Annotated in this window: 12 protein-coding genes; 2 read left to right on the forward strand and 10 right to left on the reverse strand. The window is 38.5% G+C overall.

Annotation, left to right across the window (positions count from 1 at the left end; translation table 11 throughout):
• Window positions 1-54 precede the first annotated feature (54 nt).
• From ilvC to H1R81_RS09305, 9 genes are all read right to left on the reverse strand, one after another.
• Entirely contained in the window at window positions 55-1,098 is a 1,044-nt protein-coding gene (gene ilvC, locus H1R81_RS09265; RefSeq protein WP_181840426.1) for a ketol-acid reductoisomerase, read from the reverse strand.
• A gap of 109 nt (window positions 1,099-1,207) precedes the next feature.
• Window positions 1,208-1,603 carry a GxxExxY protein gene (locus H1R81_RS09270; protein ID WP_181840427.1) on the reverse strand — a complete coding sequence of 132 codons (396 nt, stop codon included), beginning with the start codon at window positions 1,601-1,603 and terminating at the stop codon, window positions 1,208-1,210.
• Between the two features lie 186 nt (window positions 1,604-1,789).
• A complete protein-coding gene (ilvN, locus tag H1R81_RS09275) occupies window positions 1,790-2,329 on the reverse strand; it encodes an acetolactate synthase small subunit (RefSeq protein ID WP_116985660.1) in 540 nt (179 codons plus the stop codon).
• A gap of 218 nt (window positions 2,330-2,547) precedes the next feature.
• The gene (ilvB, locus tag H1R81_RS09280; protein WP_181840428.1) at window positions 2,548-4,308 is read right to left on the reverse strand and encodes a biosynthetic-type acetolactate synthase large subunit; all 1,761 of its coding nucleotides are present in this window, start codon (window positions 4,306-4,308) and stop codon (window positions 2,548-2,550) included.
• 46 nt (window positions 4,309-4,354) lie between these two features.
• Window positions 4,355-5,086 carry an FkbM family methyltransferase gene (locus H1R81_RS09285; protein WP_181840429.1) on the reverse strand — a complete coding sequence of 244 codons (732 nt, stop codon included), beginning with the start codon at window positions 5,084-5,086 and terminating at the stop codon, window positions 4,355-4,357.
• Window positions 5,087-5,096: 10 nt separating this feature from the next.
• Window positions 5,097-6,776: a dihydroxy-acid dehydratase gene (ilvD, locus tag H1R81_RS09290; protein ID WP_181840430.1), complete on the reverse strand. Its 1,680-nt coding sequence runs from the start codon at window positions 6,774-6,776 to the stop codon at window positions 5,097-5,099.
• A gap of 319 nt (window positions 6,777-7,095) precedes the next feature.
• The gene (locus H1R81_RS09295) at window positions 7,096-7,995 is read right to left on the reverse strand and encodes an MBL fold metallo-hydrolase (protein WP_181840431.1); all 900 of its coding nucleotides are present in this window, start codon (window positions 7,993-7,995) and stop codon (window positions 7,096-7,098) included.
• A gap of 258 nt (window positions 7,996-8,253) precedes the next feature.
• Entirely contained in the window at window positions 8,254-9,066 is an 813-nt protein-coding gene (locus tag H1R81_RS09300; protein WP_181840432.1) for an MBL fold metallo-hydrolase, read from the reverse strand.
• Between the two features lie 51 nt (window positions 9,067-9,117).
• Entirely contained in the window at window positions 9,118-12,321 is a 3,204-nt protein-coding gene (locus H1R81_RS09305) for a glycoside hydrolase family 3 N-terminal domain-containing protein (RefSeq protein ID WP_181840433.1), read from the reverse strand.
• A 343-nt stretch (window positions 12,322-12,664) separates the two neighbouring features.
• On the opposite strand from H1R81_RS09305, the gene lon reads away from it, so the two are divergent.
• The gene (lon, locus tag H1R81_RS09310; protein WP_181840434.1) at window positions 12,665-15,151 is read left to right on the forward strand and encodes an endopeptidase La; all 2,487 of its coding nucleotides are present in this window, start codon (window positions 12,665-12,667) and stop codon (window positions 15,149-15,151) included.
• A 135-nt stretch (window positions 15,152-15,286) separates the two neighbouring features.
• On the opposite strand, the gene H1R81_RS09315 is transcribed toward lon, so the two are convergent.
• Complete coding sequence (locus tag H1R81_RS09315; protein WP_181840435.1) at window positions 15,287-16,165, reverse strand: DNA-3-methyladenine glycosylase; 879 nt, start codon at window positions 16,163-16,165, stop codon at window positions 15,287-15,289.
• Between the two features lie 265 nt (window positions 16,166-16,430).
• On the opposite strand from H1R81_RS09315, the gene H1R81_RS09320 reads away from it, so the two are divergent.
• Entirely contained in the window at window positions 16,431-18,680 is a 2,250-nt protein-coding gene (locus H1R81_RS09320) for a GEVED domain-containing protein (RefSeq protein WP_181840436.1), read from the forward strand.
• The last annotated feature ends 34 nt before the right edge of the window (window positions 18,681-18,714 follow it).

An 18,714-nucleotide genomic window follows, 5' to 3' on the forward strand; every position in this document is an offset into this window, starting at 1 on the left:
TGAGTAGGTATTTTTTACCTACTCATTCCATATGTAATCTTATTAAATGAAGAATTAGTTTCTTTCCGGTCTCAAGCTACGTACAGTTGCACCTGCTTTCCACATTTCTGAATCACGTAATTCTGCTAATTCAACTTCTAATTTCTCACGGTAATCAGGTTGAGAGTTGCGTGAAATAGATTGAGCAGCTTCTTTTTGTGATTTTACGCTTTGATACAATTTCTTGAAAACAGGTTTAGTTGCATCATGGAAAGGTTTCCACCAGTCTAATGCGCCACGTTGTGCAGTAGTAGAACAGTTGGCGTACATCCAGTCCATACCGTTTTCTGCTACTAATGGCATCAACGATTGAGTTAACTCTTCTACAGTTTCATTGAAAGCTTCTGATGGAGAGTGACCGTTTTCGCGTAGCACTTCGTATTGAGCCGCGAAAATACCCTGGATAGCACCCATTAAGGTACCTCTTTCACCTGTAAGGTCAGAAGTTACTTCACGGTAGAAATCAGTTTCAAACAAGTACCCAGAGCCTACACCAATACCCATGGCAATTGCTGTTTCACGTGCATGGCCTGAAGCATCCTGATACACAGCAAAGCTTGAGTTCAGACCTTTGCCTTCTACAAACAAGCGACGAAGAGATGTACCAGAGCCTTTAGGAGCTACTAATACTACATCGACAGTTTTTGGAGGTTTGATACCAGTCTTTTTGCTATAAGTGATACCGAAACCGTGTGAGAAATATAGAGTTTTACCTTTTTTAAGGTATTTTTTTACGGTTGGCCACAAAGCGATTTGAGCTGCATCAGATAAGAGGAAACAAATAACTGTACCTTTTTTTAATGCATCTTCAATGTTGAAAAGTGTTTTGCCCGGTACCCAACCATCAGCTACTGCTTTGTCATAGGTTTTGCCAGGACGTTGTCCAACAATTACATTGAATCCGTTGTCACGCATGTTCATTGCCTGACCTGGACCTTGTACACCGTAGCCAATCACAGCGATGGTTTGTTTTCCCAAAAACTCTCTTGCTTTTTCGAGAGGGTACTCTTCGCGGGTTACTACTTCTTCTTCAACACCGCCAAAATTTAACTTTGCCATTTTATTGTTTTGTTTTGTGTTATTACTATTTGTCTTAACTTTGATTTAACTGATTTTTATGATTACACTGATTGTTTTTATGAAATCATTTAATCAGGTCAATTACAGTTCAAGATGATTTATACTTTGAATTCATTAATCGTTTCATTTCTAAGCTTTCACTACCAAAATTTATCAGCAAACCAACTTCAAGATTATAAGCTTCTAAATAATTGATAGCTTGAGCATAATGTACATTTTCCAGTTTGATAATAGCTTTTAACTCAACACTTACTTTATCCTCCACTAAAAAATCTACTCTTCTTGTACCAATAATTTCATTTTTATAAGATATTGGCATTTCAAACTCTCTATTGAAAAGAATTTTATTTCGACAAAATTCTACTTCTAAAGCCCTTTGGTAAATTACCTCCTGAAAACCATTTCCTAATATTTTATGAACGTCTATCGTACAACCAATGATTTTCGAGGTAATATCAGAGTATTTGTATTTCTCATTAACCATTTTGCCTTGGTTGTTTTGTCTGAATTTTGATTTAACTGATTTTATGATTTCGCTGACTTTTATTTCTTTTATAAATCAGTCGTTACTATTAGCAATAATAACCACATCGTTTAATCAAAAAACTAATCTATATCTTATTTTCAGTGAAATCATTTAATCAGTTAAATCAAAGTTCAAGACAAAATATCATAAATAATACTCCCATTCAGCAATTTCTTCAGGAAGGTACTCTATCAAACCTTGTGGCGTTTTACCAACCGCTACTCTTCCTGATCGTACGAACTCAATGATACCATGGGGCTTGATATACTTGAAAAAGTCGAAAATCTCTCTTTCAGTACCTGTTTTTTCAATAACTACGTAGTCGAGTCCCCAATAGACTACCCATGCTTTATGCACTTTATTGATGTTCTCTACATCTATTACCTTGCCTTCAATAGGAGTTGAGATTTTGAAGAGAGCAATTTCGTTGTAAACGATGTCTTCGTTGAGATAGCCGAAAACAGCTAATACTTCCACAACCTTCCGAATCTGGCGTACGAGTTTTTCTACCTCTTCTCTTTTATCGTGTTTAATCACAATCGTAAAACGAGAAATGCCTTTCCTTTCAGTTTCCGAGACAGTCAAAGACTCAATGTTGATTCTTCGCCTGGTAAATATGATTGTGATTTTGTTGAGTAATCCGATGCTATTTTCGGTAAATACGCAAATAGTGTATGTTGTCATGAATGAAAATCGTGAATGAGTGAATGAGACTTATTGAGTGATTTAGTGAATGAGTGATTAAATTGTCTGAACTATGATTTAACAGATTGAAATGATTTATCTGAATTGTAGCTTTCATTAGAGTTAGCATAATAATCAATCTAATCACACAAATCAGTTAAAACGGTCCGCCGTCGCGGCAAAGTTCAAGACAATCACTCATTCACTAAATCACTCAATTATTCCAATCGTATCTCCGATACACTCGTTCCTGCCGGAACCATCGGGAATACGTTTTCTTCTTTTTCTACTAATACTTCTAAAAGATAAGCTTTGTCTGATTTGAGAAGTTTATCTAACGAATCGCTCAGGTTTTCTCTTTCATCGCAAGTATGTCCCTCAATACCAAAGCCTTTAGCGATAGTGATGAAATCAGGGTTCTTTAGCTCTACAAAAGAATAGCGGTTATCGAAGAATAATTGTTGCCACTGGCGAACCATACCCAGATAATTATTATTCAGAATTATCATTTTCACGGCAAGACCGCTCTGTGCAATGGTTCCTAATTCCTGAATCGTCATCTGGAAACAACCATCACCAATAATACCTACTACTTCACGGTCTGGTGCTCCCATTTTAGCACCGAATGAAGCCGGAATAGCAAAGCCCATGGTGCCTAATCCACCTGAAGCAATATAAGAGTGAGGCTTACGGAACTGGTAATAACGAGCAGTCACCATCTGGTGTTGACCCACGTCAACCACGATACAGGCTTCACCGTTGGTTTTGTCCGAAAGCATGGCTACTACTTCGGCCATTTTAATCTTGCCTTCACCTTTTAAATCACGGAGCGTTACTTTCTGGTGTTCTCTGGCATCCAGTTTCCTGAACTCATTTTTCCACCCTGTAAAATCTCCTTTCTTTACCAAAGGCATCAGCATTTTCAAGGCTTCTTTTGCGTCGCCCACTACTGGGGCTTCGGTTTTCTTGATTTTTTCAATTTCTGAAGGGTCAATCTCTATATGTACAATACGTGCTTGTTTCGCAAATTTGGTTGAATCTCCCGTCACACGGTCGTCGAAACGCATACCAATGGCAATTAATACGTCGCACTGGTCTGTCATCACGTTAGGCGCATACATGCCGTGCATACCCAACCAACCCATATAGTTTGGGTGGTCGATAGGCATAGCCGAAAGCCCTAATAATGTACTTGCACAAGGGATATCTGTTTTTTCTACAAACTCCAATAATTCCTGCATAGCATCAGCAATCAATACGCCATGTCCGAACAAAATATAAGGACGTTTAGCTTTACTGATTAACTCAGCAGCCTTTTCTATCTGCTCCTGTTTAGGAACAATGCGTGGACGATAAGTAACCAGTTTATTGACCTTCTTATAGTCAAATTTTTCGGTCATTTTGCCCGCCTGTGCATCACGGGTAAAATCTATTACCACAGGACCCGGCTTGCCGCTTTGGGCAATATAAAAGGCCTTTGCCATGATTTCAGGTACTTCATCAGGGCTTGTAATCTGATAGTTCCATTTACAAACTGGCGTGGTAACACCAATCATATCCGTTTCCTGAAAAGCATCCGTACCAAGCAATGTTGATTTAACCTGACCTACAATACAAACCAATGGAGTACAATCAATGATAGCATCGGCAATAGGTGTAATAAGATTGGTACCACCAGGACCGGAAGTTACCAGACAAACACCTGTTTTTCCACTGACACGCGAATAGCCTTGTGCGGCATGCCCTGCTCCTTGCTCATGACGAACCAGAATATGATTCAGTCGATCAATATAGTCATAGAGGGCATCGTAAGTTGGCATGATAGCGCCACCGGGATAACCAAAAATGGTTTCTACTCCTTCGGCTAACAAACACTCCATCATTGCCTGAGCTCCCGAAAGAAAATCTTTCTTTTGAGGCTGCTCAAGATTGATAGAAAACGTTTCTTGTTTGGCTTCTACTTCTAATAAATTTCCCATGTCAGAATGGTTTTTAAAGTATCATTGATTGTTTGTTGTAAGTCCTTTATTTTTGGTTTTTCTTTTTTACAAAGATTCCCTCACCTTGCATCAGTCTCCCGTCTTTAGGGTCTTTCAGTTCGGGCAGAATCGTAAATAATTCAAAACCCAATTCATCCAATTTGCTGATTACTTCATTGTATAATGGACCTTGTTCGTACAAAGTCACAAATGAAATTTCAGCCTGAATCACGTTGATGTATGGTAATATAGCTTTCGCTCCTTCCAGTACATTCAATTCGTAGCCCTGCACATCAATTTTCAGATAGATAGATTTATATCCTTTGGCTATATCCGGTGTGATTACCTCGTCCAGTCGTTTAATCTGAATTTTCTCGGTATCCTGATAAGCCGCCACAGGTGCTAAATCTGTCTGATTTTTGTGCATCCCTAAAAGCGAGCTACTGGCATAATTTCCGGCAATATTAATGGTCAGTTCCTCACTTTCAGTGCCGATACCTATATTATGATATTGCCAGTTAGGGTCTTTATCTGCTTTAGCTCTGAGTTTTTGAAAACTGGCTTTAATCGGTTCGAACGATACGATTTTGCCTTTATAACCCATTTCTCTTGCTTCTTCTCCGTAAGTCCCGATAAATCCGCCGACATCAAGCAATAAATCAACCTTATGTGATTCCAGTAAATGTTTGATTAAGGCAAAAGGAGAGTTCATGACATTAAATCGGCGAACTTCCATATTCAGATATTTCCGGGCAAATTTCTTTATAAAATCATCCATAGATTCTTGATTATAAGTCTGTTACACAGCCTTCGCTGGCTGAACTTACATTCTTGATATATTTTCTTAATACTCCTCTTGTAAATGGTGACTCTTTTGGTTGCCATGCTGCTCTGCGTTCTGCTAATTCTTCGTCTGATATATGTAGAATCAGTTTATTGTCAACTGCATCAATCGTAATTTTATCCCCGTCTTTTACCAGAGCTATTGTACCACCATCGAAAGCTTCCGGAGTTACGTGGCCTACCACGAAACCGTGTGTACCGCCTGAGAAACGACCGTCTGTAATCATGGCTACTGAATTACCCAGACCTGCACCCATTACTGCTGAGGTTGGTTTCAACATTTCAGGCATTCCCGGACCGCCTTTAGGGCCTTCATTACGGATTACTAATACATGACCCGGTTTGATTTCTCCTTTGCTCAAAAACTCAATCACCTCTTCTTCACGCTCACATACTTTGGCAATACCTTCAAATCTTTCACCTTCTTTTCCGGTAATTTTAGCCACTGCACCTTTTTCAGCCAGATTACCATACAAAATCTGTAAGTGACCTGTTGCTTTAATCGGATCAGAAATAGGTTTAATCATATTTTGTGTGCTGAAATCCAAATCAACAACTTCTTCCAGATTCTCAGCAACAGTTTTACCCGTAATTGTCATACAATCGCCATGAAGCAAGCCAACTTTCAATAGATATTTCATTACTGCCGGTACTCCGCCTATTGCCAATATATCTTCCATATAATATTTACCCGATGGCTTCAGGTCACCTAATAATGGCGTACGGTCTGAAATCGCCTGAATATCATCTAAAGTAAATTGAATACCCGCCGAAGAAGCAATTGCGATATAGTGTAATACGGCATTGGTAGAACCTCCTAACGCTATTACAACAGTCATTGCGTTTTCAAAGGCTTTGCGAGTCATAATATCGCGTGGCAGAATCTGTTTTTCTAACAGATTTTTCATTGCTGCTCCAATAGCCACGCATTCTGCTTTTTTGCCTTCGTGTGTCGCAGGGTAAGAAGAGCTGTTGGGTAAGCTCATGCCCATCGCTTCAATAGATGAAGCCATGGTATTGGCAGTGTACATACCACCACAAGCTCCCTGACCCGGAATTGAGTTTTGTATGACTCCTTTATAATCTTCATCAGAAATATTGTTGGCAAACTTTTTACCCAATGCTTCAAAAGCTGAAACAATATCCAATTTCTGTCCGTGATAATGTCCTGATTTTACTGTACCTCCATATACCAATATCGCAGGGCGGTTCAGGCGAGCAATGGCCATCATAGCACCTGGCATATTTTTATCACAACCTACAACTGTAATCACACCGTCGTACCACTGTGCCGAAACCACATCTTCAATTGAATCTGCAATGATATCACGGCTTGGCAACGAATAACTCATCCCATCGTTTCCGTTGGTCATCCCGTCAGATACCCCGATAGTATTAAAAATCAGCCCCACCATTCCATTTTCCTGAACACCTTTTTTTACATGAACTGAAAGACCATTCAGGTGGATATTACAAGGGTTTCCTTCATAACCTGTGCTGGCAATACCAATTTGTGGTTTAGCCATGTCTTCTTCTGTCAAACCAATAGCATAAAGCATGGCTTGGGCAGCAGGATTTGTTACTTCTTGGGTAAGTGTTCGGCTGTATTTGTTAAGAGCGGTCATTGTGATTTTGTGTTGTATTTAAGTCGTATAAATGCGTTTGTTCATAAAAAAGCCTTCTCCACTCTGTGAAGAAGGCTTAAGCTATGGTCGCGCGTCCTTCTTCACCTACTTATTTAGCAGGAGAATAATTGGCACGATAATGACTTTATTTGGGCTCATGAATAAATTTCTCTATTTGCGAATATTCGCTAAATGCGAATCATTTCTGTACAAATGTAAGCGAAACCATTTTTTAAAACCAAACATTTTAGAATAAAATTTTGAAAATCATACTTTTTTGTACTTTTCTAAGGTTGCTTTATGGCAATTCTAAGACTTTTTATGCTCCCGTTATCTCTTCGTAAGTGGCTTGTACACTTCTGGCAATCCCATCTCCCTGCATTTCTGTCACACCCGGAATAGCCGTCACCTTTAGAATTTCCTCTTTCGACTTGCCCGCTTTCACCTCTCCGTCTACAAAATTCCATAACTTAGAAAGGTAATCCTGAAACACTTTTATATCATCTTTATTACCTGTTATTTTCTCAGGGTCAAAAGCATGACCAAATACAAATAGGGTCTGATTATCAAAAGTTTTCAATGCTTTATCTAAAACCGTAATCCAGCTTTTAACAGAAGCACCTGCCGAACGATCAACAAACGGGTAGCGACGATTGAAAAGCAAATCGCCCATGTGCACTATATTGGCATTTTCAAAATGGATTAAGCTATCGCCGTTTGTATGGCCTGCACCGAAATAATGTGCTTTAATCGTCTCTTTACCAACCTTTTGCTTCCAGGTATCGGTAAATGTCATGTCAGGGTACAACTGCTTGTCTTCAGTCTTGTTTTTTTCTGCAACGGCCTTCTGGTTTTTTAGAGAGTTTGCATGCGCTACCACGTGTTCAGCAATACCTTTAAAAGAGATATTACCACCCGAATGGTCGCCATGATGGTGGGTGTTAATCAATAATTGAATAGGTTTATCAGACTTCTTTTTCAATTCTCCAATCAGGTGAGTAGATTGCTCAGGAAATTGAGAGTCTACCACAGCTATGCCCGAAGGAGTAATTAAATAGGCAATAGTACCGCCTCTTTCAGTAAAAACACCAACGCCACCGCGCAAATCCTTCAATTTATAAGGGTCTTGTGCAAATAGATTGGCTAATAATTCTTTGTTTGATAAAGTGAGGGCACCTAAAGTTAAGCCCGTAGTGTGTACAAAATTTCTACGATTCATGGTTTTTGAAGATTAAGTTTACAGGGTGCAATATTTATTTAGTGATTTGAATGATTTTGTCTGAACTTTGATTTAGCGGTCCGCCGCCGCGGCTGATTAAATGATTTCGCTGAAATTCAGCCATTAAATCAATATATTAATCGTTATTATGAATATGGGTTTTATCAGTAAATAAATCAGAATTTTAAGTAAAATCAGTGCAATCAGGTCAATCAGCCGCGGCGGCGGACCGCTAAATCAAAGTTCAAGACAAAATAATCACTCAATGCCTATCGCCGCCTCAACCATATATCTCACAGAAACATCATTAGATACCAGTATTCTCACCAAATGATTCTCGCGCAAATGCATCGCTTGAATGATTTCCTTTACCGAAAGCCCCTTCTGATGCATATTTCTGACATTCCCGCCAAAGTCTTCAAAATACTGCAATTTTGCCTGTAATTGCTGTTTCCCTTCCTTTAGTCTCGGGTGATGCCCGCAAAAAAGCACATCAAAATCATATTGAAGCACCTTTTTTAAAGATTCTACCTGTTGCCAGAATTTTTCTCCTTTTCTGAATATCCTGATTTTTATGCCTACAAATAAATCGCCCGAGAAAAGCCAGCCTTTTTCAGGTTCTAAAAAAACGGTGTGGTCGTCGGCATGCCCGGGTGTATAAATGGGCAATAATTTATGGTGTGGAGTCTCAATAATTACCGGAAAATCGTGTATTTGTTTGGTATATGGCTTTACCTGCCCGAATAATACCTTCTCATACAAATATAAATCAAACCCCTGCTTTACTTTCTCTTGCGTAAGCGGATGAGCGAAAACCTCAGCCTGATGTTCATGCGCCAGCGTAGTTACATTGCCCGAATGGTCTTCATGAAAATGCGTCAGCAAAATCTTTTCAATGTTTTTGTGCTGAAAAGTAACGCTTACTTTTTCCTTACAATGCGCCTGTGCGGTATCAATTAATACATTATCTAAAATAAAACAGTACACATTAAACCAAGGCTTGCCGATGGGAGCATAACCAAACCGGAATAGCTCAACATCGGCAAATTTCCTGTATGTAAGATATTGCATTTTTCTAAGAAATAAACCCTTACGTATAGCTATACAGCAAGGTCTGCCGCATCATTTTACTATTTTATAAATCTCGTCGCCTATGGCTGTTCTGATATTCAGCGTACTGATTTTTACATTGTCACGGGTCGGATACACACGGTTCGATAGGAACACATAAGCAAAGTTATACTTAGGGTCGACCCATACAAATGTACCCGTAAAGCCTGAGTGTCCATAGCTTTCAGGAGTTGCCAGCGTAGGGCCATTAGCCACTTTCGGATTAAAATCTATTTTATCAAAGGCAATGGCTCTGCGGTTTTTCAATTCAGGGAACTGATATCTGGTGCATTCTTCTACTACTTCCGGCTTGATGAACTGGGTGCCACCATAGCTTCCTTTTTGCAGATACATTTGCATCAGTTTTAATAAATCATTGGCATTACCAAACAAACCGGCATGGCCTGAAATACCATCCAACATCCCCGCACCCTCATCATGAACACGTCCATGAATCAAGGTTTTTCTGAATAAGGTATCTCTTTCGGTTGGTACAATCTGCGATTTTGGATAGAAGCGCAGCGGATTATAAGTAAGAGAATTGGCGCCTAATTGTTTATAGGTTTGTTTCAGATAATCTTCCCAAGGCATACCAGTAATGCGCGACATAAAAGTCGGATAAGTATAATAATGTAAATCACTATATACATAACCTTGTTCCGGTTTTACAGGAGAATCTTCAATGGCCTGGAAAATCTTCTCTCTCCAATCTTTATGTAGCCACAAGCTATCGCTTACTTGTACAGGATATTCAGCAGATGGTTTATTAGAAAGTGTATTCTTCTTCAATACCAAAGTGTTAGACGAGAGTGTCTCTTTCCATAAATTTTTGTCTTCTTTAATTGCTTTCATGAGCAAAGCATTATATTTCTTCCTGCCCATCAAAAACTTTTTCTTGTATTTCTGCGCATACTTCTCTTTAAATACCGGGCTATTTCGAACGCTCTTTACAGAATCTATGGCATCCATCCAGAAAGGAATCCAGGCCTTTAACCCGGATTTGTGGGTAAGCATATCTCTGAATCTTAGATTGGCCTTGTTTGAATTATCAAACTCGGCATAATAATCTTTGAAGGTCTTATCCAAATCAAACTTGCCTGCACTCATCAATTGCATCACCGCCAGTAATGAAGTACTTACTTTAGTTACCGACGCCAGGTCATACAAATCGGTTAGTTTTACTTTTCCGTTAGATATTTTATTAGCTGGGGTAGTTAAAACTAAATTAGAACTCGTATTTTTCACCTTTTCGTCCATTACATCATTTTTATTGTCTGCTCTGAGCACTAAATCATTAAAGGTATCGCCACTTGCTTTACCTGTTTCATAAGTATGATACCCAAAAGCTTTATGATAAATCACCCGGCCTTCTTTGGCTACTTCTAATACCGCACCCGGATAGGCTTTTTCTTTCAGACCTAAATTCACTACCGAATCCATTTTAACATTGAATACCTCACTATTCAAACCAACCATTTCAGGTACACCGTAAGCCAGGCGACCTATTGACTTGGTCTGAATACTTAATTCCAGTGGATACTTTTCATTAACCGTTACAGGCAACTTGCCTATAAATGGAATAGCTCCAAAAATAGCTTGCGCCGAAGCGTCTTCCATATAATTGGTTAGCTGATAAGCCATCACAATTGCCTTTGCTTTTTCTAATTCTTCAAATTTATCAAGCGCATAAGGGTTGCCAAAAAGCGTAACCACTGCTTTGCCTGTATTGGTAAAGGCTTTTACGGCTTTTTTGTTGGCATCTGTTACACCGTATTTAGCCGCCGGACGAATATTGTTTAAATGTACACCGACTATTATCAAATCATAGTTTTTAGTTTGCTCTACTACTCTGTTAATCGTAGAATCGGCCGCATTAGCAGGTATCAGGAAATTATCAACCGAAGTATAATTCATCGCCATTTTCTGGAAAGTTGTAATCTGGCTGGCATCTATAGAAACTACCGCAATTTTCTTCGTCAAATCTTTTACTGGTAAAATATTATCTTCATTTTTCACTAAAGTAACAGAAGCCTCAGCAAACTGACGATTCAATACATCAGAATTAGTCGTATTCAAATCTTTAATCAGGTTCTCAATCTGAATCGGTTTATAATGATCAAGGCCTACCCACGATTTCGCCATCAGAATTCTCTTCACTCTGAAGTCAATTTCATCCATTGATATTTCCTTGTTTTGAATAGCAGTTTTAATAGCGGCTATCGCAGCAGGTACATCTTCAAAAGTTTCTAATATATCATTGCCGGATAAAATAGCTTTCACATTTGCTTGTCCGTTCGGGAAATATTTCACTGCTCCCTGCATATCCATAGCATCGGTAAATACAAGACCTTTGAAATTTAAATCTTTACGAAGCAAATCTGTAACTATATTTTTCGATAGGGTAGAGGCTAAATTTTTTGTAGAATCTAATGCTGGAATACTCAAGTGAGCAGTCATTACTCCACTTAAACCGCTATTCATTAAAATGCGGTAGGGATATAGCTCAATGTCATTCAGACGTTTTTTATCATGTGTAATCAAAGGTAAATCGTAGTGTGAGTCTACGCCTGTATCACCATGACCAGGGAAGTGCTTGGCAGAGGTAAGAATCCGTTCACTATTCATGCCCTGCATATAAGCTAAGGCTTTGCCTGCTACATCATATTTATTTTCACCAAAAGAACGGAAGTTAATAACCGGGTTATTTGGGTTATTATTAACATCAACAACAGGGGCATAATTGATATGCACACCCATTCTTCGGCATTGACGACCAATTTCGATCCCCATTTCCCGGATTTCGGATTCTTTTCCGAGCATAGCCCCTAAAGTCATCTGATAAGGGAAACGGACGGTGCTGTCCAGACGCATCGCTAAACCCCACTCCAGATCCATACCTATAAGCATTGGCACTTTAGACATTCCCTGCAACTCGTTTACAATGCGCGCTTGTGTTGTAGGCTGGCCTGCAAAAAATACCAGACCACCCAATTTATAGTCTTTTACCCATTTTTTGAGTTTATCAAAATTATACCCTTGCCCTGAGGTATTACCCCGTGGCATTAAAAGCTGTCCAATTTTTTCTTCTAATGTAAGCGAAGCGAAAACAGAATCCACCCAATGTTGGTTATAATTAGTAAGAAAATCCGGTGTTTTTTGTGCAAATGTGGATAACGTGTTGATAAGTAGAAAAACGAGCAACAATACTTTTTTCATGAGTTTACATTTTTGTCAGAATAGAAATCAAAATAAATCAAAAATAGCCAATAATCCTGCAAGGTTTTCAAAACGAAAGAAGATTTAATGAATTTACCTGCCACAATGCCATACTACCCGGGTTGGCATCAGGTTTGAGCTATAAAAAAAACGAATAAATTTTTTTATTATTCAAAACGTTTTGTACTTTCACTCTGACAATCTGGCAGATGAATTTATTTCATTTATAGCCATTTTTAAAGTATGCAGAGAGATTAGTAGTTTTTAATAATAATATTTGCTGTAATAGGAAATGATTTCTTCGTATAAAAGAAATCGTATAACGAATCTAAATTTGTGGTACATGAATCGTGAACTAATCTCAAGCCTTGTAATGGCACGCCAAGACGTAGAAAACGTTGAAATGATTGAAATCGCTTCACCTGATGAAGTGATGGAAAATGAAAATAATTTACCAACAGACCTGGCACTTCTTTCCCTGAGAAATACTGTTTTGTTCCCCGGTATTGTAATCCCTGTTACAGTTACCCGTGCAAAATTCATTAAAATGGTTAAAAAGGCTTATCGTACTGATAAAACTATCGGTGTTGTAGCACAGATACGCCATACACCCAATGAGCCAACTCCTGAAGATTTATATAAAGTAGGTACTATTGCTACTATCTTAAAGATGATAGTGTTGCCAGATGGTAATGTAACTGTTATTATTCAAGGACGCCGTCGTTTTGAGATATTAAAATACAATCAGACTGAGCCGCATTTAACTGCTTCGGTAAGGTATATCCCTGATAATTTCCCAAGTGTTCGTAAAAAGGAAATCAAGGCTCTGATTCAGAGCCTGAAAGAGGCTGCCTATAAAATTCTGAATCTGAATCCTGAAATACCGAAAGATGCTCAGATGGCTATCAGTAATATTGATAGTCCGAGTTTCTTAACCCATTTTTTATCATCAAATCTGAATATTGAAATCAGCGAAAAGCAATTATTGTTAGAGACTTTTGATGGTAGCGAGCAAGCACACAAACTGCTTGAACACATGATGAAGGAAATTCAGGTTCTGGAAATCAAGCGTGACATACAAAGTAAAGCCAGTCTCGATATAGACCAGCAACAAAGGGAATACTACCTGCGTCAGCAAATAAAGGTATTACAGGAGGAACTGGGTCTGGAAACCCCTGATCAGGAAGTAGAAAAGCTGAGAGCTAAAGGAGCGAAAAAGAAATGGAGCAAAGAAGCAAATGAGCATTTCAATAAAGAACTGAATAAGATTCTACGTATGAATTCAATGGCACCTGAGTATGGGGTATCTCTTACTTATGCTGAAACTATGATAGAATTGCCCTGGAGTGAATATACCAAGGATAATTTTGACCTGAAACGTGCCAAGAAAATTTTAGATGCTGACCATTCAGGACTGGATAAAGTAAAGGAGCGCATCATTGAATATCTGGCCGTGCTGAAATTGCGAAGCGATATGAAAGCACCGATTTTGTGCTTGTATGGTCCTCCGGGGGTCGGTAAAACCTCTTTGGGTAAATCAATTGCCAAGTCTCTTGGCCGTAATTATGTACGAATGGCCTTAGGAGGATTGCATGATGAAGCCGAAATTCGTGGACATAGAAAAACCTATATCGGTGCCATGCCTGGTAAGGTGATTCAGAACCTGCAAAAGGCTAAAGCCTCTAACCCTGTATTTGTATTGGATGAGATTGACAAAGTTTCCCGCGATTTCCGTGGTGACCCGTCTTCTGCCTTATTGGAGGTATTAGACCCGGAGCAAAACTCATCCTTCAAAGATAATTACTTAGAGGTTGACTACGACCTCTCAAAGATATTGTTTATCGCTACTGCCAACTCTTTAGATACCATTCAGCCTCCTTTAAGAGACAGAATGGAAATCATTGAGATTTCGGGTTATACTGTAGAAGAAAAAATTGAAATTGCCAAGAAACACCTCGTACCTAAGCAACTCGAGCAACATGGTATTAAAGTAAAAGACTTGAAAATAGATGATAAGGCAATTCAGAAAGTAATTGAAGGATACACAAGAGAATCAGGTGTAAGACGTTTGGAGCAACAGATAGGAACCCTTGTTAGAAAAATAGCTAAAGCAATTGCTATGCAGGAGGAGTATCCTAAACTGGTAAAAGCAGAGCATGTAGAGAAAATGTTAGGTGCTCCGGTATTTGACCATGATTTATATGAAGGTAATGAAACAGCAGGTGTGGTAACAGGTCTGGCCTGGACATCGGTTGGTGGAGATATTCTGTTCATTGAATCAAGCCTGAGCCGTGGCAGGGGGCAATTGACTTTGTCGGGGCAATTAGGCGATGTAATGAAAGAATCGGCAGTAACAGCCTTGTCTTATCTGAAATCACATGCCGATGAAATTGGTATTGATTATCGTATTTTCCAGAACTACGACCTGCACGTACACGTGCCGCAAGGGGCTGTACCAAAAGATGGGCCATCAGCAGGGATTACTATGGTTACCTCAATGGCTTCTATTTTTACTCAAAGAAAATTGAAACAAAATTTAGCTATGACAGGTGAGATAACGCTGAGAGGAAAGGTATTACCTGTTGGAGGTATTAAAGAGAAAATTCTGGCGGCTAAACGTGCCGGTATAAAGGAAATTGTCATGTGCTATAAAAACCGAAAAGATGTAGAGGAAGTAGGGGCAGGCTATACTGAAGGATTAACTTTTCATTATGTAGATTATGTGCAGGAAGTTTTAGACATAGCTTTATTGCCTGAAAAAGTAGAAAAAGCTATGAATTTTATATTACCAGAAGAAAAGAAAGAAATCCAACCTGTAGAAATGTTGTAAAACAACTAATAATCAGTAACTTTCATAAAAAGCTCAGTTGCGGTTAAGATATAGACAGAAATTTCGATGTTGTAATTAAACCGTTGAATATAAATTATAGTGCGATAGCAGATGTGTTGGGCATCTGCTATTTTTTTAACCAAGTAACGAATGCCAGAAGTAAAAAGTAGCATATCCTCGCCAACCAATCCACTGTGTCGACATCTGGTGTAAGTCTGCAATGGTTGGTTTAGCCTCCAGACCATATTGATTTTTTATAGCATTATGCAGACCCACATCTTCAACCGGAAAAGCGTCATAGCTCTTCAGGCTCTTCATCATTGAATAATTTGCCGTCCAGTTTCCCACCCCTTTTATGGCCGTCAATTGCTGTTTAATTTCATCATAAGAAAGCAATGACAAATTTTGTTGAGATATTGTACCTTCTGCAAATGCTTTAGATATATTAATGATATACTGTGCCTTACCTTTGCTGAATTGATAGGGTCGAAAATCTTCAATCTGCAGGCAGGCTAATGTTTCGGGTGTTGGTAAGGCATAGAAGGTTTGTCCTTCAAACGTAATACTTTTACCGAATGACTGAACTAATCGCTGTTTTAAAGAATAAGCAAAATTGAGATTAATTTGTTGTCCGATGACAGACCAGATTAATGACTCAAACAGATTGGGCATCCCTACCATTCTAAGCCCGTGGTATTTCTGGCAGAGCTGGTGAAGAATTGTATCTTGACGCGCTATTTCATAAAAAGACTTCAGGTCGGCAGTCAAATCAAACCAATCTTCAATGTAATTCTTAATTATATCATTAACAAAAGGTGATTGATTTTCAGTATGAATCCTAACTACAAGGCCATTATCAAAGGAAACGGAGAATAAAACTAATTCGTTTTCTATTTCTAAAACTTTATATATCGTATCGTCCTTAATGCGATGCAAGCACTCTTTTTCGTTACGGGATAAGAACTTTATTAATTCCTTGTAACTAAACTCCTGAGGGGTGGGTATAAGTATCATTTGCAATTGGAAATTTCAGAAAACAATAGACAATAAGTACCTGAAAATAATATTTCATAAATTGTTGAAAGAATAAAGTTTATGACTTAACTTGGTGATTCAGAGTGGTTTAAGTACAACGCCATAATAAATCAACGGGTTCATAGTACTGTATTTTTCTATTATTATTTTCAACAGTATTTCTTTTGTGTATAGTTCATATGGTTTGTTCTTACTAATGAAAGTATTGTGTTTTTTATTCATTTATTTCAACTAACCTATTGTCATGAAAAAAGCGGAGTCTTTGTTGATAAGCTTTTTATTCTTTGTTTTTTGTAGTCAGGCACAACATAAAATTTATAAAGAAGTAAATCTGGCAAAAAAACAATCAACCTCATTAGAATCTTTCCCACTTTTTTATTCACCTAAGCCATCTCTTCATCAAAATAGCCTGGTAGCCAATACTTCAGCCACAGAGTTTTTGATAAATAAAGCTGAATTAGTCAAGCTTTCGAAGAAACAGGCTCCTTTTCTGAATCTGGCTGTTCCCTCTTCTGATGGAAATGCTTTTGAGTTAGAATTAATTCCCGTCAATATATATGGCCCACAGTTCAGATTATTAAATGCTGCCAATCAGGAAGTGCCTTTTATTAAACCTATTCATTATAAGGGTATTATTAAAGGTGACCCTAATTCTTTAGTAGCTTTAAGCATTAGCGATGGAGTAATAAGCGGCTTTATCTCTAATAAAGACGGCAATTATGTTTTAGGTAAAATCAGGAAATCGGAAAATTATGTATTGTATAATGATAAAGACCTGCTACAGAAAAATACTTTTGAGTGCGGGGCAAAAGAAGAAAAACTCAGACAAGTAGCTGACGTTAATTCCTGTAGTACTGCTCCCGTCCGCGATAGTGCCCAGGCCTGTAATCCGGTATTGATTCATTTAGAAGCCGACTACCAGATATATAAAGATCAAGATTCCAATATGGTGTCGGCCACTAATTTTGTCACTCATTTATTTACACAAGTGATAGTCTTATATGACCGTGAATTGATAGATGTACAGATTTCGGAACTTAAAATCTGGGATACTGATGAGCCTTTTATGACACCATATACAGTTAATTTTTACCAGCTTTATCATGCTTTTGGTACTTATTTAACTGAAAATATAGGTGGGAATTTTAATGGACATATTGCTCACCTATTGTCAAGTCGGCCCTTAGGGGGTGGCATGGGCGAAATAGATGTATTATGTAGTAAAGGGTGGTCTGTGGCTACAGGCATAGGTGATACTGTAGTAGAAGTACCTACCTATTCGAGGGCTGTCAAGGTGATTACGCATGAGATAGGGCATAATTTAGGATCACCACATACAAATAGTTGCTTATGGCCCTGTGGTGCGCTTGATAATTACTGGACAATTGAGCAAGGACCAGGAAACGGAGGAGCTTGTAATCTGAACCCATTTCCTGAATTGGGAGGCACTATCATGAGTTACTATGATATAGGAGGAGATAGTTTTAATTTGTTTAATGGTTTTGGGGTTTTGCCCGGTAATCTGATAAGAAAAAGAGTACAAGCCTGTATGGGTAGTAAAAAACCTGCTGTTAATCTTTCCGTTATTAATATATATAAAAATAGCGCGCATCTTTTATGGGATCATCCGGTAGGGAAAGGTGATTATGTGGTCGAATACAAACCTACCTCATCAAGTACCTGGATAACTAAAATAACGAAAGAAGAGGGACTCATTATTACTGGTCTTGTGGCAAATACCACATATGATTGGCGTGTAAAGGTCGATTGCTCTATTTTTACTACTTCTACTTTTGTTACTAATAACCAACCTCCCGTTGAATACTGTTCTGTGAGTTATACTTATCCGTGTGAAAGCTGGCAGGTAAAGATTCAGGCAGTTAATTTTAATAATATTTTTTTTACACTGAATTCAGGTTGCTCCCCTCCAAACGTACAAATGCTTTATTTCAAGCCGATTCGTAATTTCAATAAGGGCGAGGTACAAAATTTCACAATTTATCCGGGTCATACAGGAGGTCCTTATATTCACGCCTCTATCTGGATAGATTTTAATAAGAACGGTATTTTCGAAACAACAGATAGAGTCTTCATGACACAGGATTCAGTGCCTGGAGGGCAAATCTCTGGTTCATTTATAATTCCTGATACGTTTGTCACACAGACATATACCCGTATGAGAGTAATCCTGAGCATGGAAGAAGAAGCCTCTTTGCCATGCGGACCTTATACAGTGGGTGAGTCAGAAGATTATCTAATCAGTATTTTAGGAAATTGCCAGCAAAACCTGACACTCAATCATCCGTTCAATGATATAGTAGCCGGAGGGCAAACTATACAGACATTTGCCATAGGAGGTAGCATGAATGCTGCTAATTATATAGAAGGTATTGGTACAACGGTAAATTATCAGTCTGCTACCATTAATCTGCTACCAGGTTTTAAGGCTGAAAAAGGGACGGTGTTTAAGGCCGAGACAGGAGGTTGCAATTAAAGAAATAATAATTAAGAAGCATTATTTGAGTTAA

Origin of the sequence: Emticicia sp. BO119, assembly GCF_013912375.1 — a bacterium.
Taxonomy (GTDB): Bacteria; Bacteroidota; Bacteroidia; order Cytophagales; family Spirosomataceae; genus Emticicia.